This is a genomic window from Pseudorhodoferax sp. Leaf265, assembly GCF_001422365.1.
GTDB lineage: Bacteria > Pseudomonadota > Gammaproteobacteria > Burkholderiales > Burkholderiaceae_C > Pseudorhodoferax.
Genome location: NZ_LMMT01000036.1, coordinates 99,339 through 117,970 on the forward strand (window position 1 = coordinate 99,339; position 18,632 = coordinate 117,970).

19 protein-coding genes are annotated in these 18,632 nt (G+C 68.2%); 12 read left to right on the forward strand and 7 right to left on the reverse strand.

Features of this window, described 5'->3' with window-relative positions:
• The first annotated feature begins 204 nt into the window (after positions 1 to 204).
• The 6 genes from ASF45_RS24025 (at position 205) to ASF45_RS24050 (ending at position 6,024) form a co-directional block, all read left to right on the forward strand.
• On the forward strand, positions 205 to 918 hold the full coding sequence (locus ASF45_RS24025; RefSeq protein WP_056669977.1) for an amino acid ABC transporter ATP-binding protein: 714 nt from the start codon (positions 205 to 207) through the stop codon (positions 916 to 918).
• On the forward strand, positions 915 to 1,868 hold the full coding sequence (locus ASF45_RS24030) for a sugar kinase (RefSeq protein ID WP_056669092.1): 954 nt from the start codon (positions 915 to 917) through the stop codon (positions 1,866 to 1,868). Before ASF45_RS24025 ends, ASF45_RS24030 begins: the two co-directional genes overlap by 4 nt.
• A complete protein-coding gene (locus ASF45_RS24035) occupies positions 1,865 to 2,836 on the forward strand; it encodes a D-glycerate dehydrogenase (protein WP_056669096.1) in 972 nt (323 codons plus the stop codon). The genes ASF45_RS24030 and ASF45_RS24035 overlap by 4 nt, the downstream gene beginning before the upstream one ends.
• Positions 2,833 to 3,846 (forward strand): LacI family DNA-binding transcriptional regulator, encoded by a 1,014-nt coding sequence (locus tag ASF45_RS24040; protein WP_056669099.1) that lies wholly within the window; start codon positions 2,833 to 2,835, stop codon positions 3,844 to 3,846. The genes ASF45_RS24035 and ASF45_RS24040 overlap by 4 nt, the downstream gene beginning before the upstream one ends.
• A gap of 45 nt (positions 3,847 to 3,891) precedes the next feature.
• Positions 3,892 to 4,935 carry an NADP-dependent oxidoreductase gene (locus ASF45_RS24045; protein ID WP_056669980.1) on the forward strand — a complete coding sequence of 348 codons (1,044 nt, stop codon included), beginning with the start codon at positions 3,892 to 3,894 and terminating at the stop codon, positions 4,933 to 4,935.
• 108 nt (positions 4,936 to 5,043) lie between these two features.
• Complete coding sequence (locus ASF45_RS24050; RefSeq protein ID WP_056669102.1) at positions 5,044 to 6,024, forward strand: tripartite tricarboxylate transporter substrate binding protein; 981 nt, start codon at positions 5,044 to 5,046, stop codon at positions 6,022 to 6,024.
• Between the two features lie 231 nt (positions 6,025 to 6,255).
• Here the strand turns inward: ASF45_RS24050 and ASF45_RS34780 are convergent, their stop codons facing one another.
• The gene (locus ASF45_RS34780) at positions 6,256 to 6,996 is read right to left on the reverse strand and encodes an SDR family NAD(P)-dependent oxidoreductase (RefSeq protein ID WP_082551246.1); all 741 of its coding nucleotides are present in this window, start codon (positions 6,994 to 6,996) and stop codon (positions 6,256 to 6,258) included.
• 591 nt (positions 6,997 to 7,587) lie between these two features.
• On the opposite strand from ASF45_RS34780, the gene ASF45_RS24055 reads away from it, so the two are divergent.
• Positions 7,588 to 8,244 carry a hydrolase gene (locus ASF45_RS24055; RefSeq protein WP_056669105.1) on the forward strand — a complete coding sequence of 219 codons (657 nt, stop codon included), beginning with the start codon at positions 7,588 to 7,590 and terminating at the stop codon, positions 8,242 to 8,244.
• Between the two features lie 94 nt (positions 8,245 to 8,338).
• Here ASF45_RS24055 and ASF45_RS24060 read toward each other — a convergent pair whose 3' ends face one another.
• Positions 8,339 to 9,211 (reverse strand): helix-turn-helix domain-containing protein, encoded by an 873-nt coding sequence (locus ASF45_RS24060; RefSeq protein ID WP_063887774.1) that lies wholly within the window; start codon positions 9,209 to 9,211, stop codon positions 8,339 to 8,341.
• Positions 9,212 to 9,680: 469 nt separating this feature from the next.
• Between ASF45_RS24060 and ASF45_RS24065 the strand changes: the two genes are divergently transcribed.
• Together ASF45_RS24065 and trxC are read left to right on the forward strand one after the other, a co-directional pair.
• Positions 9,681 to 10,271, forward strand: a complete 591-nt coding sequence (locus tag ASF45_RS24065) for a nuclear transport factor 2 family protein (protein WP_082551247.1) — start codon at positions 9,681 to 9,683, stop codon at positions 10,269 to 10,271.
• Positions 10,272 to 10,356: 85 nt separating this feature from the next.
• Positions 10,357 to 10,803: a thioredoxin TrxC gene (gene trxC / locus ASF45_RS24070; protein WP_056669111.1), complete on the forward strand. Its 447-nt coding sequence runs from the start codon at positions 10,357 to 10,359 to the stop codon at positions 10,801 to 10,803.
• A 3-nt stretch (positions 10,804 to 10,806) separates the two neighbouring features.
• Here the strand turns inward: trxC and ASF45_RS24075 are convergent, their stop codons facing one another.
• Both ASF45_RS24075 and ASF45_RS24080 read right to left on the reverse strand, forming a co-directional pair.
• On the reverse strand, positions 10,807 to 11,469 hold the full coding sequence (locus tag ASF45_RS24075) for an ion channel (RefSeq protein ID WP_056669986.1): 663 nt from the start codon (positions 11,467 to 11,469) through the stop codon (positions 10,807 to 10,809).
• A 28-nt stretch (positions 11,470 to 11,497) separates the two neighbouring features.
• Positions 11,498 to 12,706, reverse strand: coding sequence for an MFS transporter (locus ASF45_RS24080; protein ID WP_056669113.1), 1,209 nt, complete (start codon positions 12,704 to 12,706; stop codon positions 11,498 to 11,500).
• A gap of 79 nt (positions 12,707 to 12,785) precedes the next feature.
• Here ASF45_RS24080 and ASF45_RS24085 point away from each other — a divergent pair, with 79 nt between their 5' ends.
• The 3 genes from ASF45_RS24085 to ASF45_RS24095 all read left to right on the forward strand — a co-directional run bounded on the left by ASF45_RS24085 (position 12,786) and on the right by ASF45_RS24095 (position 15,532).
• Positions 12,786 to 13,775: an AraC family transcriptional regulator gene (locus ASF45_RS24085; RefSeq protein WP_056669116.1), complete on the forward strand. Its 990-nt coding sequence runs from the start codon at positions 12,786 to 12,788 to the stop codon at positions 13,773 to 13,775.
• A gap of 116 nt (positions 13,776 to 13,891) precedes the next feature.
• Positions 13,892 to 14,569: a nitroreductase gene (locus tag ASF45_RS24090; RefSeq protein WP_056669119.1), complete on the forward strand. Its 678-nt coding sequence runs from the start codon at positions 13,892 to 13,894 to the stop codon at positions 14,567 to 14,569.
• An 81-nt stretch (positions 14,570 to 14,650) separates the two neighbouring features.
• Positions 14,651 to 15,532, forward strand: coding sequence for an alpha/beta hydrolase (locus ASF45_RS24095; RefSeq protein ID WP_056669122.1), 882 nt, complete (start codon positions 14,651 to 14,653; stop codon positions 15,530 to 15,532).
• Positions 15,533 to 15,544: 12 nt separating this feature from the next.
• Here ASF45_RS24095 and kynA read toward each other — a convergent pair whose 3' ends face one another.
• The 3 genes from kynA to kynB are packed head-to-tail and all read right to left on the reverse strand — an operon-like array spanning position 15,545 to position 18,376.
• The gene (gene kynA / locus ASF45_RS24100) at positions 15,545 to 16,381 is read right to left on the reverse strand and encodes a tryptophan 2,3-dioxygenase (protein ID WP_056669126.1); all 837 of its coding nucleotides are present in this window, start codon (positions 16,379 to 16,381) and stop codon (positions 15,545 to 15,547) included.
• A complete protein-coding gene (gene kynU / locus ASF45_RS24105) occupies positions 16,381 to 17,730 on the reverse strand; it encodes a kynureninase (RefSeq protein ID WP_056669129.1) in 1,350 nt (449 codons plus the stop codon). The genes kynA and kynU overlap by 1 nt, the downstream gene beginning before the upstream one ends.
• A 4-nt stretch (positions 17,731 to 17,734) precedes the next feature.
• Positions 17,735 to 18,376 (reverse strand): arylformamidase, encoded by a 642-nt coding sequence (gene kynB / locus ASF45_RS24110; RefSeq protein WP_056669132.1) that lies wholly within the window; start codon positions 18,374 to 18,376, stop codon positions 17,735 to 17,737.
• Positions 18,377 to 18,632: the final 256 nt, after the last annotated feature.

Here is an 18,632-nt window from a genome sequence, read left to right on the forward strand (position 1 = left end):
GTGCGACGCAACGTGTCCAGGGCCGAGGGCATCGGGTGGCCTCTGCAGCGAAGTAAAGGAGGAGCCGAAGGCGGGGGACATGAGCGGAAGAGGCCACCCGGTGGCCTCGGCCCACGCACCCCACACAAGCCTCTCGCCCCACCAACCAGACCACCCAACGTGAACACCAAGCAGCAACACACCCTCGGCGCCCCCATCATCGAGATGGCCGGCGTCAACAAGTGGTACGGCCAGTTCCAGGTGCTGACCGGCATCGACCTGTCGGTGCGCGCCGGCGAGCGCATCGTGGTCTGCGGCCCCTCGGGCTCGGGCAAGTCCACGCTGATCCGCTGCATCAACCGGCTCGAGACCGTGCAGCAGGGCAAGATCACCGTGGACGGCATCGAGCTGACCGCGGGCGGCAAGAACGTAGACCGCGTGCGGGCCGAGGTCGGCATGGTGTTCCAGCAGTTCAACCTGTTCCCGCACCTGACCATCCTGGAGAACTGCACGCTGGCGCCGATGCGCTCGCGCGGCATGACGCAAGCCCAGGCCGAAGAGGTGGCCATGCAGTACCTCACGCGCGTGCGCATCCCCGAGCAGGCGAAGAAGTACCCGGCCCAGCTCTCGGGCGGCCAGCAGCAGCGCGTGGCCATCGCGCGTGCGCTGTGCATGGCGCCCAAGATCATGCTGTTCGACGAGCCGACCTCTGCCCTCGATCCCGAGATGGTCAAGGAGGTGCTGGACACCATGATCACGCTGGCCGAAGACGGCATGACCATGCTGTGCGTCACGCACGAGATGGGCTTCGCACGCAGCGTGGCCGACCGCGTGATCTTCATGGCCGAAGGCAAGATCGTCGAACAGGGCGCGCCCGCCGCATTCTTCGACAATCCCCAGCACGAAAAGACCCGCCAGTTCCTCGGGCAGATCCTATGACCACTCCCACCGCCTTCGACGTCGCCGTGTTCGGCGAAGCCATGATGCTGCTGGTCGCCGACCAGCCCGGCCCACTGGAGGACTGCACGGGCTTCCTGAAGCGCACGGCCGGTGCCGAGACCAATTTCGCCATCGGCCTGGCGCGCCTGGGCTTCCAGGTCGGCTGGGCCAGCCGCCTGGGCACCGACAGCATGGGCCGCTACCTGCTGCGCAGCATGCAGGCCGAGGGCATCGACTGCGGCCACGTGGTCTGCGACGCGGCGCAGAAAACGGGCTTCCAGTTCAAGGGCCGCGTGACGGATGGCAGCGACCCGCCGGTCGAGTACCACCGCAAGGGCTCGGCCGCGAGCCAGATGACGCCCGCCGACATCGACGAGGCCTGGCTGCGCAGCGCGCGCCACCTGCATGCCACGGGCGTGTTCCCGGCGATCTCGGCCAGCACGCTGCCCACAGCCGTGCGCAGCATGGAGATCGCGCGCGCCGCCGGCCGCACGATTTCATTCGACACCAACCTGCGGCCCACGCTGTGGCCGAGCCGCGACGCCATGGTGCAAGCCATCAACGGCCTCGCCGCGCGCGCCGACTGGGTGCTGCCCGGCATCGAGGAAGGCGAGATCCTGACCGGCGAGACCGCGCCCGAACGCGTGGCCGCCTTCTACCGCGCCCAGGGTGCCCGGCTCGTCGTCGTCAAGCTCGGCGCCGACGGCGCCTACTACGACAGCGATGTCGCGGGCACCGGTCGTGTGCCGGGCTTCGCGGTGGAGAAGGTCGTCGACACCGTGGGCGCGGGCGACGGCTTCGCGGCCGGTGTGGTCAGCGCCCTGCTCGAAGGCCTGAGCGTGCCCGAAGCCGTGCGCCGCGGCGCGTGGATCGGGGCGCGCTGCGTGCAGGTGATCGGCGACACCGAGGGCTTGCCCACGCGCGCGCAGCTGCAGGAGGCCGCGCTGTGAACGTCGTCGTCTTCGGCAACCTGCCGCCCGACCAGCTGGCACGGCTGCAGGCCCAGCACCAGGTCACCGTCGCCAACCCCAAGGCCGACCCGGCCGCTTTCGAGGCTGCGCTGCCGCAGGCCGAGGGCCTGATCGGTGCGAGCTACCCCATCACGCCGGCGCTGCTGGACCAAGCGCCGCGTCTGCGCGTGGTCTCCAGTGTCTCGGTCGGCGTGGACAACTACCCGCTGGCCGCCTTGCACCAGCGCGGCATCACGCTGTGCCACACACCCGGCGTGCTCGACGAGACCGTGGCCGACACCGTTTTCGGCCTGCTCATGGCCACCAGCCGGCGCATGGTCGAACTGGCCAACCTGGTGCGCGAGGGCCGTTGGACCAGGAGCGTGGGTGAGGAGCTGTACGGCTGGGACGTGCACCACAAGACGCTGGGCCTCTTGGGCTTCGGCCGCATCGGCCAAGCCATCGCACGCCGTGCCGCGCTGGGCTTCAACATGCAGGTGCTCTACCACGCACGCCGGCCGGTCGACCTGGCCGTGCAAGCGCCCGAACTCGTGGGCAAGGCCACGCACACGCCGCTGGCCGAACTGCTGCCGCGCGCCGACTTCGTGGTCGCCATGCTGCCGTTGTCGGACACCACGCGCGGCATGCTCAACGCCGAGCTGTTCGCGCAGATGAAGCCCGGCAGCATCTTCGTCAACGGCGGCCGTGGCGCCACCGTGGACGAGGCCGCGCTGCTGCACGCGCTGGACCATGGCCCGCTGCGTGCGGCGGGGCTGGACGTGTTCGCCAAGGAGCCGCTGCCGGCCGACTCGCCGCTGCGCACGCACCCGCGTGTGACGCCTTTGCCGCACATCGGCTCGGCCACGGCCGAGACCCGCCATGCCATGGCCGCGCTGGCCGTGACCAACCTGCTGCAGGTGCTGGCCGGCGAGCAGCCCACGGCAGCCTACGACACCAGCGCGGCATGAGCGCTGCCCGTCCGACCATCTCGGACGTGGCCGCCACCGCCGGCGTCTCCAAGGCCACGGTCTCGCGCTTCTTCAACCACCGCGAGCGCCTGCTGAGCCCGGACATCGCCGCGCGCGTGCAGGCCGCCATCGACCAGCTCGGCTACGCGCCCAGCCCCGTGGCCCAGGCGCTGAGCCGTGGCCGCTCGCGCCTGATCGGCCTGGTCGTGGCCGACATCGCGAACCCCTACTCCGTGGCCGTGCTGCGCGGCGCCGAGCGCGCCTGCCGCGAGGCCGGCTACCTGGTCATGCTGTTCAACCTGGGCAACGAGCCGGGCCGCGAACGCGAGGCCATCGAGGCGCTGGCCGGCTACCAGGTCGATGGCTTCATCCTCAACACGCTGGGCCGCGGCCACAGCGTGCCCGATGCCGTGGCCGCCCAGGGCAAGCCGGTGGTGCTGATCGACCGGCGCCATGCCGGCATGCAGACCGACTTCGTGGCACTGGACAACGCCGGCGCCATGGCCCAGCTGTGCGGCCACTTGCAGGCCGGCAACTGGCAGGAGCTGCTCTACGTGACCGAGCCCGTGGCCGGTGTCAGCACGCGGCGCGAGCGCACGGCCGCCTTCGGCAGCTGCCTGCAGGCCCCCATGGCGGGCACCGTGTTCGAAAGCGCCGAGGGCGACGAGGCCGCGCTCGTGGCGGCCCTGGTCGCGCTGCGCCAGCGCGCCGGCAGGAAGCGTCGCCCGGCCGTGGTGGCGGGTAACGCCGTGGTCACGCTGCGCGTGGCCCATGCCGTGCGCCAGTTGGGCTGGCAGTTCGGCAGCGAGCTGGGCTTCGCGGGCTTCGACGATCCGGACTGGGCTTCGCTGATCGGGCCCGGCCTGACCTGCATCGCCCAGCCGACCGACGCCATCGGCGAAGGCGCGGCGCATTGCCTGATCGAGCGGCTGCAGGGCCACACCGGCCCGGCGCGGCGGGTGTTGCTTGAGGGACAGCTGGTGGTGCGCGGATCGTCCGCGCCGGGGTAAAGCCGCGCTAGCATGCCGCGCCATTCCAACACCGGAGACATGCGCATGACCGCCACCCTCGCCAACCACCAGGTCCGCCTGGCCAAACGCCCCGAAACCACCGCCACGCGCGAGCACTGGAACTTCACGACCGAACCCGTGGCCGAGCCGGACCAGGGGGGCGTGCTGGTGCAGACGCTCTCGCTGTCGCTGGACCCGGCCATGCGCGGCTGGCTCAACGACGCGAAAAGCTATATCCCGCCGGTGGCCATCGGCGAGGTCATGCGCGCCGGCGGCGTCGGCCGCGTGATCGCCTCGCAGAACCCGGCCTTCGCGGTCGGCGACACGGTCTACGGCACGCTGGGCGTGCAGGAGTACGCGCTGATCCCGCAAGACGCCCTCCAGCGCGCCGGCCTCGTCAAGATCGACCTGCGCCTGGGCACCGTGGGCCAGTGGCTCAACGTACTGGGCATGCCGGGCATGACGGGCTACTTCGGCCTGCTGGACATCGGCCAGCCGCAGCCCGGCCAGACCGTGGTGGTCTCCGCCGCGGCCGGCGCGGTCGGCCAGACCGTGGGGCAGCTGGCGAAGATCAAGGGCTGCCGCGCGGTCGGCATCGCGGGCGGCCCCGCCAAGTGCGACTGGGTGGTGAAGGAGCTCGGCTTCGACGCCTGCATCGACTACAAGGCCGGGCCCGGCGCCGTGCGCGAAGGCCTCAAGCAGCACTGTCCGAACGGCGTGGACGTGTACTTCGACAACGTGGGCGGCGACATCCTCGACCAGGTGCTGGCCAAACTCGCGCGCAAGGCCCGCGTGATCGTCTGCGGCGCCATCAGCCAGTACAACAACGCGAACAGCATGCCGGGTGCCGGCCCGCGCAACTACCTGAGCCTGCTCGTCAACCGCGCGCGCATGGAGGGCATGGTGGTGTTCGACTACGCCGACCGCTTCCCGCAGGCGGTTGCCGAACTGGCCGGCTACCTCAAGGACGGCCGCATGCAGAGCAAGGAAGACGTGGTGCAGGGCCTGGACCAGTTCCCCGAGACGCTCAACAAGCTGTTCGCGGGCGGCAACTTCGGCAAGCTGGTGCTGCAGGTCGCGGCGGAATGAACCCGGCAACCATGCGAATTTTTCGCATGCAACGTTGCTGATGCTGTGATGGACGGCAATGCAGGCGAATCCTAGGATGCGCCCATTGCCCACCCTGGAGTTGCCGCCATGACCATCACCCGCCGCCTGTCCCTGCTGGCCTGCACGTTCGGCCTGCTGGCCGCCGCCCTGCCGGCGGCCGCCCAGGGCAAGTACCCCGACCACCCCGTCAAGCTCATGGTGGCGCTGCCGGCCGGCGGTGGCGTGGACATGATCGCGCGCCTGGTCGGCCAGAAGCTGGCTGCGCTGAACGGCCAGCCCTACGTGGTGGACAACCGGGCCGGCGCCTCGGGCCGCATCGGCCTGCCGCTGGTGGCCAAGGCCGCCCCCGACGGCTACACGCTGATGGCCTCGCCGGCCTCGTTCCTGACGACCAACAAGCACATCTTCAAGGAGATGCCCTACGACGCCGAGGCCGACTTCGCGCCCATCACCAAGCTGGCCAACCAGGCCATGGTGCTGGTGGTCAAGGACCGGCAGAAGTTCGCCAACGCAGGGGCAGTGCTGGCCGCGGCCCGGGCCAAACCCGAGGCCGTGAACTACGCTTCGTCGGGCGACGGCAGCCCGCAGCACCTGGCCGCGCTGATGTTCGAGACGCGCATGAAGGTGCGCATGGTGCACATCCCCTACAAGGGCGGCGCGCTGGCCATCAACGACCTCTTGGGCGGCAACGTGGACATGCTGTTCGCACCGCTGCCCGAGGCCCTGCCCCACATCAAGGCCGGCAAGCTCACGGCGCTGGCCATCATGAGCGAGCAGCGCTCCCCCCTGATCGCCGACGTGCCCACCATGCGCGAGGCCGGCATCGACAACATGGTGTTCCAGACCTGGATCGGCATGCTGGCCCCGGCCCGCACGCCGCGCCCGCTGATCGAGCAGCTGAACCAGCAGATCCACGGCATCCTGGCCAACGAGGAGGTCAAGGCCCAGCTGCGCGAGGCCGGCATGGACGTGGCGCCGACCACGCCCGAACAGTTCGCCAGGACCATCTCGGACGAAAGCCGGCTGCACGCCGAACTGGTGAAGGCGTCGGGGCTGGTACCGCAGTAACAGCCCGCACCACGATGCGCCGAGCAACACAGTTGCGGCCTGCATCAGCAGTTTGTGCGCCCTCACTCAAACCGTCGACGCCGCATGCCTTGCGCGTTCGGCAAAGGTCCCCCCTAGGAATGGGTTGTCGCATGTTGTCGGGTGAGGCTGCTTTGCTGGAGGCCAACAAAGCGAGCGGCATCGCAAAACCTTGTCAGGTGCCCTGGAACTGGCGACTTCCGCTTGTGTTTTTCAAGCGAGAGCGCCAGCGTCAACGAGCACCGAGGCGCCGGTGATCAGGCTGGCGGCAGGACTTGCAAGAAATGCGACGGCGTTGGCGATTTCCTTTGGTTCACCAAAGCGTCCCAGTGAAGTCATTCCTTTCTGGAACTCTGCCGCCGGGCCGCTCGCGGGATTCGCATCCGTATCCGTAGCACCCGGGTGAACGATATTCACGGTAATTCCCTGGGGACCAAGTTCACGTGACAGCCCGCGCGTGAATGCCACCAGCGCGGCCTTGGTCATGGCGTAGGCAGTGAGGCCAGGGAACGGCACACGCTCGGCCAAGCCAGACCCAATCGAAACGATGCGGCCGCCTGCCTTGAGGTGCGGAATCACGGCCCTTGCGAACAGAACAGGTGCGCGCACGTTCGTATCCATCAAAGCCTGGTACTCATTCAAGTCGAGGTCGGCAATCTTTCCGTTGTGGCCGATTGCCGCGCTGTTAACGAGAATATCAATGCCTCCCAGATGCCCAGCAGCTTCGCGAACTGCACGTGCGATTGCTTCCGGATCCGTATTGTCGGCTTGAATGGAAAAGGCACGGCGGCCCAGCCCTTCGATCACCTTGATGACCAATTGGGCCTTGTCGGGGGAGTTACGGTATGTGAAAGCGACATCTGCGCCATTTTGTGCGAGCGCCTGCGCGATGGCGGCGCCGATGCCGCGAGAGCCTCCGGTGACGAGAGCAAATTTTCCGTTGAGATTGATCATATCCGTCCTCAGGTTCGGCAATTCGGGGGAATTGCTCCAGGCGATCCCCGGCCACTAAAAAATCCAGTCCCGCACCCGTACATCACAGGTACCCGGTGTGAAAATCCGCGCCAGGCGACACCGAACTTCAGCATCCAAACTGCGCTCGACATGCGGCCATTCGAACAGGGCATATTTTTCAAGGACTTCGTCGGGAATATGCAGCCGGGCCCGTTTGGCACGACGATTCACATCGCATGAAAACCGTCGACATGCGAGCGCGAAGATCGACCCCAGTATCTTCGGACAGCTGACGAAACGCACTGTCTGATCCTGCCATGTCCAGACTGAAATTGTCTTCGGCGTGCGCTGTACGCACCCAGACAGCACGCCGAACGCAATGTGCGCGCGTGGTTGGTGCACTCGAAACCGGAGGAATGGTCAATATCCGACTTGTTCGTGCAAAGTCAGACAGTGCATGTCAGCGCGGTCATTGGCACCATTCCATGGGCACCGACGGTCGGTTCCCCGGTGCGAGGGCAGGCCTGGGATGGCGCGCGACCAGGTCTTTCCAGCCAATTGCATCGCGCCCGCCTGACCAAGGAACATGGAATGACCAAATCCGGCCTCACGGCACTTCTCCGCCCCGAAGACAGCATCGTTGTGCTGATCGACCACCAGCCATTTCAGTTCGCGAATCTGCACAGCCATGAACCAACGATGATCGTGAACAACGTCATCGGTCTGGCCAAGGGCGCAAAGGCATTCGACGTCCCGACGATTCTCACGACCGTATTGGAAGAGCGGGGAGGCTATTTGCACAAAGGGCTCCAAGATGTGTACCCGGATCAGAAGCCCATCAACCGGACGTTCATCAATACCTGGGAAGACCCCGCGGTCACAGACATTGTTCAGAAATCCGGGCGCAAGCAACTCATCCTTGCTGCGCTCTGGAGTGAGGTGTGCCTTGCCATGCCGGCAATCCAGGCGCTAGGCGAGGGCTATGAAGTTTTCGTCGTGACCGATGCATCCGGCGGCGTGTCCGCCGAGTCGCACGACATGGCCATTCGGCGGCTCGTCCAAGCGGGCGCGGTGCCCATGACGTGGTTGGCGGTGCTGTGCGAATGGCAACGCGACTGGGCCCGGGAAGTCACTGCGCAAGCGCTGTCTCAAGTGCTGCTGGAGCACGGCGGCAGCAGCGGCATCGCACTGGCATGGGAAATTCAACTCCTCAACTCGGCCGGGAAAACCGTCGCCAAGGGGGTCTGACGAAGCCCCACGACGGAAGACCCCAGGCCCTTGCTTGGGTGTCTGGAGGCCGGCTGATGTCTTCCCTGCCGCGCAACGCCGAATAGAGAAATTTTTACGAGGCGCGGTCCTTACGCCATGATGACGGCGTGACACCGGTAATCTTCTTGAATATCCGCGCGAAATGCACGGCATCGGCAAAACCCGTGGCCTCCGCGATGTCCTCGAGCGACATCGTTCTGAAAAGCAATAGCGCTTGGGCTTGCTGAATTCTCGTTTGCAGTTGCCACTGGTATGGCGCCAATCCAGTCGTCGCCTTGAAGGCGCGACTGTAGTACGACGGGGATAAACCCGCAAGCGAGGCCAAGGTGGCCAGTTCAACGCGATGCGGCATATTCGCTTCCAGAAACGAAATGGCGTCTCTCAACTGAAGCGGCGACAGCTTCGATTCTCGCTTGGGTGCGTGCTTGGCCCGGCTGAGCAGCCGTGTCGCCAGGGCCGTGACCAGGGCATCGCCGTAAAGTTGCACAGAGGGGTCGGGATCCTCTACGACATCGGACAGCAATTTCATCACCGTCGCGAGTCGCTCGTCGGTGAAACGAAGTACTGGACCGTCGGTCAGATTTCCGCCGGACGGCAAATGACACTGCTCGCGCAGCTTGCTGACGTCGAAACACAGCCTGACATCTCTGGCGAATCGAATGTCGCCACTGTATCCCCAGATGCTCATTCCTGCAGGAACGAAGTTGAGCTGCAGAGGTTTGTAGTCGACAGGACAGGGAACGCCTCGATCCAGTCGAGGTTCCGAACGATGGGCACCGACCTCTTCGAGAATCAACCCTAGCCGGGATTCCTCGTGATGGGGAACTTCATACATCACCCTGCCTGAACAAATGAATTTTGCGTGAATGACTGTCGCGCCATGCCATGTTCTCGATGCGCTGCTCAAATTCAGAACATTTTCCGGTAGATCTACAGAGGTCTGCATTGTGGATGAACTGTTCGGTCAGGAATGTCGAATGAGCCGAGACGACGGACTGGGTGAATGGTCGGGCTGGCCGAACCAGGCGAAAGACATGTTCCAGATCTCTCATGGGTTCTGCCGCCTGCGCGGGTCGGTGCTTGGACCGCGGCACCGGCCATGTTCTTTCGCACTTCATCCATTGTGACGTGGCCCGCGGAATGACGCAGAAGGCTGGTACGCATGCACTGTGCCAACCCCTCCATATCACCCATCGGACGCTCTGAAGCATGCCCAGGCACTGCGCTGGAATGGGCGAAAACCGACTGTACTGGGCAAATGCAGACAGTGACTTGTTCCTGGTTCCCAGGAAGAATTTTGGGAAGCGACGTTGGCCGTCGGGACTTGGAACGCACGTTCGGGCGGCAACCGGCGTCTGCCCGCCCTATGGACGCGCTCCGACTTAGCTGATGCCCATTATTCAAGAGGTGGAACGATGACTGTCCCCAATCAATACGATTCGAATCCGGCTGACCGCCGCAACTTTATCGCCGCGGGTGCCGCTGGCGCTGCAGCCGTGGTTTTGGGTGATCATGCCGAGGCTGCACCCGCTGCCAGCAGCACCGCTGCCACGCGGATCGTCGCGGAGTTTTTACAGAACACGGCGCCGGAGAAGATTGAAGCAGCGACAAACCGCCTCGTGGCGGAAGACGCCACCTATATCTCGCTCAACTTCGACAATCCAGAATTGAAGAAGGTCCTGCCGTGGACTGGCACGCAGAAGGGACGTCAGGCCTACATCACCACGTTCACTGGCGTGGCCAAGCTCTGGACGATCGAGGACTTCAAAATCTTTGATCTATTCGGCGCTGGCGAGAACGTCGCGGTATTCGGCTCGTTCACCTACCGCTCCAACGCGCGGGGAAAGTCGTTCACGTCGCCGTTCTCGGTCCATGCAAAGGTCAAGAACGGCAAGATCGTCTACTTCCTCTTCATGGAAGACACGTTTGCCTCTTCGCGCTCCTTCAGTTCGGGCGGCACGTGGACCATCAAGACCGACGCCAACGGCCCGGAATTCCAAGTCTGAGGCGTGCCACGGCGCCATAGCCACTTCGCCCGCCCCGGTGGCATGCGCGGCTTGAAATCCGCCCGGCCGCCCCGCAGCTGAATCCATGACCACGCCGCTGCACCTCGTCTGCCCGCACTGCCACACCACCAACCGCGTCGCCTTGGCCGACCTGGCCAAGGCGCCGGACTGCGGCAAGTGCCACCAGCCGCTGTTCACCGGCCATTCGGTGGCGCTGGACGGCGCCAGCTTCGACCGCCACATCGGCCGCAGCGACATCCCGGTGCTGGTGGACTTCTGGGCGCCCTGGTGCGGGCCCTGCCGGCAGATGGCGCCGGCCTTCGAGCAGGCCGCCGCCCAGCTGCAGCCGCATGTGCAACTGGCCAAGCTGGACACCGAAGCCGAACAGGCGCTGGGCGCGCGCTTCAACATCCGCAGCATCCCGACGCTGGCGCTGTTCCGCGGCGGCCGCGAGATCGCGCGCCAGGCCGGCGCGATGGGCGCGGCCGACATCGTGCGCTGGACGCAGGCGCAGCTGGCCCGCGTAGGCTGACGTTCAGCGCTTCTGCAGTGTGAGCCCGATCAGCCGCGACACCACGGCCGCCAGGTAGATCACGCCCGCGAACATCTCCAGGCTGGCCATGGCGCGGGCCACGGGCCGCACCGGGATCACGTCACCGATGCCGGTGGACGACAGCAGCGCGAAGCTCAGGAACAGCAGCTCCGTCCAGCTGCGCGGCGCCTGCGCATCGACGGCCGCCAGGAAGCTTGCGGGTTGCAGCGCCTGCAGCACCACGAACACATGGGCGAAGGCCCAGGCCAGCAGCGTGAAGGTGGCGCCCGCGGCGAACAGTTCGTCGGTGGTGGCGCGCAGGTCGCCCAGCATGTAGGCGATCAGGCTGCCCGCGGCGTAGAAATAGAACACCGCCTCCAGTGCCGCCGACCAGGGCAGCAGCCAGTGCATGTCGAAGGCCGCCTGCAGCACCAGCAGCGCAATGGCCGGCAGCGCGATGCCCACGCTGAGCCAGGTCAGCCCCGGCGTGCTGCGCACCATGTGCGTGGTGACGATCAGCACGAGGATGCCGAGCGTGCCCAGCGCCAGCGGGCCAGCCCGTGTGCCTTCCAGCAGCGGATAGAGCACAAGGCCGGCCAGCTGCACGAGCAGCAGGATGGCGGAGGGGTGGCGCCGGGTCAGGGCAAGGAATCGCAGGGGCCGCATGCGCCGCATTCTCGGCGCAGCACATGGCTCAGGCCTGGGCCGGCCGCGGCCCGTACCGCCAGACCAGCAGCGCCCCCAGCGTGACCGAGCCCAGCGCGAACAGCGGCCCGCCGTGCGCGCCCACATGGTCGACCAGCAGGCCGCCGCCGATGGCGCCACTGGCGATCGCGACCTGGAAGGCCGCGACCAGCAGCCCGCCCGCACCTTCGGCCTGGTCGGGCGCAGCACGCACGATCCAGGTCTGGAAGCCCACCGGGAACGCGCCGAAGGCGAAACCCCAGAGCACCACGGCCACGGCCGTGACGGCCACCGAGGAGGCGCCCAGCAGCAGCACGCCGGCCAGCAGCGCGACCAGGCTGCCGCCGGCCACGATGGCGCGGCGCTCGCTGCGCTCGGCGATGGCGCCGCCGACCAGGTTGCCGAAGAAGCCGCCGATGCCGTAGCCCAGCAGCACGCCCGTGATGGCGCCGACCGACAGGTGCGTCACGTTCTCCATGAGCGGGCGGATGTAGGTGAAGCCCGCGAAATGGCCCGAGATCACGAGCAGCACGGCCAGCAGCGCCACGCGCACGTCGGGCCGCGTGAGCAGCTCGGCCAGCACGCGCAGGTCGGGCCGGTCGCGTGGCGGCAGTGGGGGCAGCGTGGCGAGCTGGAACACCAGCGTCACGAGGCTCACGCCGCCGGCGGCCCAGAAGGCGCTGCGCCAGCCCCATTGCTCGCCCATCCAGGCGCCGATGGGCGCGGCGCAGACCGTGGCCACCGACACGCCGGTCAGGATCAGCGCCATGGCACGCGCAAAACGGTCGGTCGGCACCAGCCGCAGCGCCAATGCGCCCGACATCGACCAGAAGCCGCCCAGCGCCACGCCCAGCAGCACGCGCGCCACCAGCAGCGCCGGCAGGCTGGTGGCGGCCACGGCCAGGCCGTTGGACAGCACCAGCAGCACGGTGAGCGCCAGCATCACGGCGCGGCGGTCCAGGTTGCGCGTGAGCAGCGGCAGGCTGGGCGCGGCCACAGCCGCGACCAGGGCGGTGGCCGTCACGGTCTGGCCGGCCGTGCCCTCGCTGACGTGCAGGTCGGCCGCCATGGCCGTGAGCAGGCTGGCCGGCAGGAACTCGGCCGTGACCAGGCCGAACACGCCCAGCGCCAGCGCGGCGACGGCCGGCCAATGGGCCTGGGTGGGCGCCGGCGGTGCGCCGGCAGTAGAGGAACAGGTGGTGCAGGCAGCGGAAGACACAGGGTAAACACCAGGTTGGACAAGCAGAGCGCGGAGCTTAGGCCTAAGATTCCGGCGTTTGAATGCCGGAAAAGCCGAAATGCTTGACGAATCCTCCAGAACCACTGCCGAAACCATCCAGGAGCCGCCCTCCATCGCACCCGATCGGCGCGACACGCTCACGCGCATCCTGCTGGGCCTGCGGCTGGATGGCGTGGAATACGGCCGCTGCCTGGTGCGCGCGCCCTGGGCGCTGCGCTTTCCGGCCCAGCGCGACGCGCGCTTTCACTTCGTCGCCAGCGGCGGCGCCTGGCTGCGCCTGCCAGGCAGCGACTGGCTGCGACTGGACCCCGGCGACGCCGTGCTGCTGCCGCGCGGCAGCGCGCACGAGCTGGCCAGCGCGCCCGACCTGCCGGCCACCGACATCGCGGCGCTCGCGCGCGTACCGGTGTCCGAGCAGGTCTACCTCGTGCGCGATGGCGCGCCGGACGCGGGCGACGCACCTTCCGACCTGCTGTTCTGCGGCAGCATGCGCTTCAACCTGGACCCGCTGCACCCGCTCATGGCGCTGATGCCGGACCTCATGCGCGCGGGCGAACTCGCGCTGCGCGACCCCGGCGTGCCGGCCCTGCTCGACGCCATGGAGCGCGAGGTGGCGCTGGACCGCATCGGCAGCTGCGGCATCCTCGCGCGGCTGGCCGACGTGCTGGCCGCCAGCATCATCCGCGCCTGGGTGGAATGCGCCTGCAACGACGCCACGGGCTGGCTGGCGGCCGTGCACTGCCCCGGCATCGGCAAGGTGCTGGCCGCCATCCACGCCGAGCCCGAGCGCGACTGGAGCGTGCCCGCGCTGGCCGAACTCATGGGCGCCTCGCGCTCGCGCTTCGCCGAGGCCTTCACCAAGACCGTGGGCGAGAGCCCGGCGCGCTACGTGGCCAAGGTCAAGATGTTCCAGGCCAGGCACTGGATCGCGCAGGAGGGCATGCGCGTGGCCGTGGCCGCCAGCCGGCTCGGCTACGACTCCGAGGCCTCGTTCAGCCGCGCTTTCAAGCGCGTGATCGGGCAGCCGCCGAGTGCGGTGCGCGGGTAGGGGCCTGCGCCTGTCGCGCAGGTGATCGCAGGCGCCGGACAGCCTGCGGATGATCCGCGCGCAGTCGCCGGGGCCGCAGGTCCGTCGGCGCCCTACAGCAGCGACAGGGAGACAGCATGGATTTCGACGACGTGGTGCAGCAGCGCCGCAGCATCCGCGGCTACCGCGACAAACCGGTGCCCAAGGCCTTGATCCGCGAGGTGCTCGCGCTCGCCATGCGCGCGCCGACCTCGCTCAACACCCAGCCCTGGAACTTCCACGTGGTCACGGGCGCGGTGCTGGACCGCATCCGCGCCGGCAACGTGGAGCGGAACCTGGCCGGCATTCCGCACTCGCGCGAATTCCGGCTCGGGCCGGACTACGCGAGCGTGCACCGCGAACGCCAGATCGGCATCGCCAAGCAGCTGTTCGCGGCCATGGGCATCGCACGCGAGGACAAGGCCGCGCGGCAAGACTGGGTGCTGCGCGGCTTCCGCCAGTTCGGCGCACCGGTGTCCATCGTCGTGACCTACGACCGCGCCATCCACGGCAGCGACATCGCGCCCTTCGACTGCGGCGGCGTGGTCAACGCCATCGTCAACGCGGCCTGGTCGCGCGGACTGGGCTGCGTGATCAACAGCCAGGGCATCATGCAGTCGCCCGTGGTGCGGGCCGAGGCCGGCATCCCCGACGACCAGGTGATCCAGACCTGCATCGCGATGGGCTGGCCCGACGACAGCTTCCCGGCCAACGCCGTGGTGTCGCAGCGCAAGTCGGTGGACGAAGCAGCGCGCTTCGTGGGCTTCGAGGACTGACCGGCCCAGAACCTGTGCGGTGATCCGAACGCCCGACGCCGGCGTACAGCGGTGTCCAGAGCATTCCCCGCACGAGGTCTCTTGCGCCGCACACCCTCCCTGTACCGCACGCTGGCGCTGCTGATCGCCGCCCTCGCCGCCCTGCCGCTGCTGGGCGGCTGCTCTGCCACCGGCACGCTCAACGCGCTGTCGGCGCGCGGCAGCTACACGCTGCAAGCCGGCGTGGCCTATGGCGACGCGCCGCGCCAGCGGCTCGACATCTACACGCCCACGGCCGCACCGCCGGCCGCGGGCTGGCCGATGGTGGTGTTCTTCTACGGCGGCTCCTGGAACACCGGCGAACGCGGCGACTACCGCTTCGTCGGCGAGGCCCTGGCCGCCCAGGGCGTGCTGGCGCTGATCGCCGACTACCGGCTCTACCCCGAAGTGCGCTTTCCCGACTTCCTGCACGACAGCGCACGCGCGCTGGCCCATGGCCTGGAGCAGGCGCAGCGCCTGGGCGCCGACCCGCGCCGCGTGTTCGTGATGGGCCACAGCGCCGGCGCTTACAACGCGGCCATGCTGGCGCTCGACGCGCGCTGGCTGCAGCCCACGGGCCATGCGCCGCGCGAGCTGGCCGGCTGGATCGGCCTGGCCGGGCCCTACGATTTCTTCCCGACCGACAACCCCGCCGCGCAGCCCGTGTTCTTCCACCCGCACTACCCGCCGAACGCGCAGCCCATCGACTTCGCGCCGGCCGATGCACCGCCGACCTTCCTGGGTGCGGCCACGCAGGACGCCATCGTCAGCACCGAGCGCAGCAGCCTGCAGCTGGCGCGCAAGCTGCAGGCCGCCGGCGTACCGGTGACGCTGCGCCTGTACGAGCGCCCCAACCACGCCACGCTGGTCGGCGCCTTCGCCTGGCCGCTGCGCTGGCTGGCGCCGGTGCTCGCGGATGTGCGGACCTTTATCGGCCAGCGATGAGCGCAACCGCGCTCACAGCGCCGTGCGCACCGACCAGATCTCGGGAAACAGCACCACGTCCAGCATCTTGCGCAGGTAGCTCACGCCGCCCGTCCCCCCCGTGCCGCGCTTGAAACCGATCACGCGCTCCACCGTGGTCACGTGGCGGAAGCGCCAGAGCCGGAACGCGTCCTCGATGTCGGTCAGCTTCTCGCCCAGCTGGTAGAGATCCCAGTGCTGGTGCGGGTCGCAGTAGACCACCGCCCAGGCGGCCTCGACCTCGGGGCTGGCCTGGTAGGGCTGGGTCCAGTCGCGGTCCAGGTGGTCCGCCGGGATGGGCAGGCCCTCGCGCGCGAGCAGGCGCAGGGCCTCGTCGTAGAGCGAGGGCGCGTGGTACGCGGCCTCCACCTGGACCAGCAGATCGGGCCGGTGCGCATGCGGCTGGGGCATGGCCGCGTTCTTGTTGCCCAGCGCGAACTCGATGCACCGGTACTGCGCGCTCTGGAAGCCGCTGGAGCTCGCCAGGTAGGGCCGCATGGCGCTGTACTCGGGCGGCGTCATGGTCGAGAGCACGGTCCAGGCGCTGACCAGTTGCTCCATGATGCGCGTGACGCGCGCCAGCATCTTGAAGGCATCGGCGCGCTGGTCGCCGGCGATGGCGCGGATGGCCGCATGCAGCTCGTGCAGCATGAGCTTCATCCAGAGCTCGCTGGTCTGGTGCTGCACGATGAACAGCATCTCGTCGTGCGCGGGCGACAGCGGGTGCTGGGCGTTCAGGATCTCGTCCAGGTGCAGGTAGTCGCCGTAGCTCATGGACCGGCTGAAGTCCAGCTGGGCCTTTTCGTCGTGGACGATCTTTTCGGAGGACATCAGGTCACCGCGTTCTTCTGGTTGAACGCGGGGCGGCGCCATTCCTCGGTCGCCAGCACTTCGCGCAGGTGCTCGACGGAGTTCCACACGTCCTCGAAGCCCAGGTACAGCGGCGTGAAGCCGAAGCGCAGGATGTCCGGAAGACCTGTGTCCCCAGGCCTCGGCAAGCCGAGTCCGGCCCCCGAGGGGAGCTCGGCGGCTTGGGAGCGGCCCGGCGCCGCCGACGCATCGCCGGCCCGGTAATCGCCGATCACGCCGCGTGCGATCAGGGCCTGCACGATGGCATAGGCACCCTCGCTGCGCGAGAGGCAGACCTGCGAGCCACGCCGTGCGTGTTCGCGCGGGGTGACCAATGCCAAGCCGTGGCCGGCACAGCGTTCCTCCACCAGCGCGATGAACAGGTCGGTCAGCGCCAGCGACTTCACCCGAAGCGCGGCCATGCCGCCGAGCGGCTCGGCGGCCAGCACCGTGTCCAGCCCGCATTCCAGGGCGGTCAGGCTCAGGATGGGCTGGGTGCCGCACAGGTAGCGCGCAATGCCCGGCGCAGGTTGGTAATTGGGCGTGAACGCGAACGGCGCCGCATGCCCCCACCAGCCCGACAGCGGTTGCCAGAAGCGCTGCGCATGGCGCGGATGCACCCAGACGAAGGCGGGCGCGCCCGGGCCACCGTTGAGGTACTTGTAGCCGCAGCCCACCGCGAAATCGGCGCCGCCACCGTTGAGGTCCACGGGCACGGCGCCCGCGCTGTGCGCGAGGTCCCAGACCGCCAGCGCGCCGGCCGCATGGGCCGCGGCGCTGACGGCTGCCATGTCGTGCATGGCGCCGGTGCGGTAGTTCACGTGCGTGAGCATGAGCACGGCGGTCTCGGGCAGCAGCGCGGCGACCTGGCCAGGCGCGTCGACCAGGCGCAGTTCGTAGCCGCGTTCGCGGCACAGGCCTTCGGCGATGTACAGGTCGGTCGGGAAGTTGCTGCGCTCGCTGACGACCAGGCGGCGCTGCGGCGCATCCTCGGCCGCGATCTTGAGCGCGGCCGAGAGCACCTTGAACAGGTTGACCGAGGTGGAGTCGGTGCAAACCAGCTCGCCGGGCTGTGCGCCGACCAAGCGCGCGAGCTTGTCGCCCAGGCGCTGCGGCAGGTCGAACCAGCCGGCAGAGTTCCAGGCGCGGATCAGCTGCGTACCCCACTCCTCGGTCACGGCGGCAGCGATGCGCGCGGGCGCAGCGGCCGGCATCACGCCCAGCGAATTGCCGTCGAGGTAGACCACGCCTGGCGGAATCGTGAACAGGTCGCGCAGCGCGCGCAGCGGGTCCGCGGCGTCGCGCGCGCGGCAGTCTTCGAGAGTGGTCATGGTGTCAGCTTCGGAGTTCGCGCAGCACGGCACGCACGGGCGAGGCATCGGCCGTCGTGAGCTTGAGCGGTAGCGCGATGAGTTCGTAGTCGCCCTCGGGCACGTCGTCGAGCACGAGGTTCTCGAGCACGCGCATGCCGTGGCGGCGGATGGTCTGGTGGCTGTCGAGCGTCTTGCTGTCGGCCGGGTCGATGCTGGCCGTGTCGATGCCGATCAGCCGCACGCCCAGCGCCGCGAGCCGCTCCACGGTCTCGGGCGCGTAGGCCGCCAGCTGCGGGTCCCAGCGGTCCTGCGGCATGGTGGCGTAGGTGCGCACGAGCAGGCGCGGCGGCAGGCCTTCCAGCGCGTGCGCGAGGTGCGCCCACTGCACGAGTGGCCCGCAAGCGATGGCATGGACCACGCGGCACGGGCCCAGGTAGGGAGCGAGGTCCACGGCACCGATGGCGGCGCCGTCCGGGTCGTAGTGCAGCGGCGCGTCGGCGTGCGCGCCCACGTGCGGCGACAGCATCAGCTCGCCGACGTTGACGGGGCAGCCGGGGCCGATGCTGGCGGCCCAGCGCTGGCGGTAGGGGGTGTCGCCCGGGAACACCGGCGTGCCCGCGTGCACGGGCGGCGAGATGTCCCACAGGCGTGGTTCGGTAGGCATGGGCGCGAAGGTAGCGCCATGCGGAGGGGCGTGGTGTCGGTTATTTCCAACAGATGGGCGCATCCTGCAATGGAACAAATGCCTGCGCCGCTTGCCATTTCAGGCGCGCATGGTGCACAGAGTTTTGTACAGAATTTTGAAAGGAATCGACCATGGCCATCTCCGCAGGTGACGTGAGTCCGCTGTCGCAAGCCAGGGCCAACCGATCCGCCACCAGCGGCAGCTGTCATCCGACTTCGCGGCGCTCTGGCGCTGA

What these genes read in the sequence shown, in the direction of transcription:
- kynB (WP_056669132.1), bottom strand. Translation starts at nt 18,376, where the DNA reads ATGCCTACCGAACCACGCCTGTGGGACATCTCGCCGCCCGTGCACGCG.
- ASF45_RS24030 (WP_056669092.1), top strand. Translation starts at nt 915, where the DNA reads ATGACCACTCCCACCGCCTTCGACGTCGCCGTGTTCGGCGAAGCCATG.
- ASF45_RS24065 (WP_082551247.1), top strand. Translation starts at nt 9,681, where the DNA reads ATGACTGTCCCCAATCAATACGATTCGAATCCGGCTGACCGCCGCAAC.
- ASF45_RS24055 (WP_056669105.1), top strand. Translation starts at nt 7,588, where the DNA reads ATGACCAAATCCGGCCTCACGGCACTTCTCCGCCCCGAAGACAGCATC.
- ASF45_RS24040 (WP_056669099.1), top strand. Translation starts at nt 2,833, where the DNA reads ATGAGCGCTGCCCGTCCGACCATCTCGGACGTGGCCGCCACCGCCGGC.
- ASF45_RS24090 (WP_056669119.1), top strand. Translation starts at nt 13,892, where the DNA reads ATGGATTTCGACGACGTGGTGCAGCAGCGCCGCAGCATCCGCGGCTAC.
- kynU (WP_056669129.1), bottom strand. Translation starts at nt 17,730, where the DNA reads ATGACCACTCTCGAAGACTGCCGCGCGCGCGACGCCGCGGACCCGCTG.
- ASF45_RS24025 (WP_056669977.1), top strand. Translation starts at nt 205, where the DNA reads ATGGCCGGCGTCAACAAGTGGTACGGCCAGTTCCAGGTGCTGACCGGC.
- ASF45_RS24075 (WP_056669986.1), bottom strand. Translation starts at nt 11,469, where the DNA reads ATGCGGCCCCTGCGATTCCTTGCCCTGACCCGGCGCCACCCCTCCGCC.
- ASF45_RS24045 (WP_056669980.1), top strand. Translation starts at nt 3,892, where the DNA reads ATGACCGCCACCCTCGCCAACCACCAGGTCCGCCTGGCCAAACGCCCC.
- ASF45_RS34780 (WP_082551246.1), bottom strand. Translation starts at nt 6,996, where the DNA reads ATGATCAATCTCAACGGAAAATTTGCTCTCGTCACCGGAGGCTCTCGC.
- ASF45_RS24060 (WP_063887774.1), bottom strand. Translation starts at nt 9,211, where the DNA reads ATGCAGACCTCTGTAGATCTACCGGAAAATGTTCTGAATTTGAGCAGC.
- trxC (WP_056669111.1), top strand. Translation starts at nt 10,357, where the DNA reads ATGACCACGCCGCTGCACCTCGTCTGCCCGCACTGCCACACCACCAAC.
- kynA (WP_056669126.1), bottom strand. Translation starts at nt 16,381, where the DNA reads ATGTCCTCCGAAAAGATCGTCCACGACGAAAAGGCCCAGCTGGACTTC.
- ASF45_RS24050 (WP_056669102.1), top strand. Translation starts at nt 5,044, where the DNA reads ATGACCATCACCCGCCGCCTGTCCCTGCTGGCCTGCACGTTCGGCCTG.
- ASF45_RS24085 (WP_056669116.1), top strand. Translation starts at nt 12,786, where the DNA reads ATGCTTGACGAATCCTCCAGAACCACTGCCGAAACCATCCAGGAGCCG.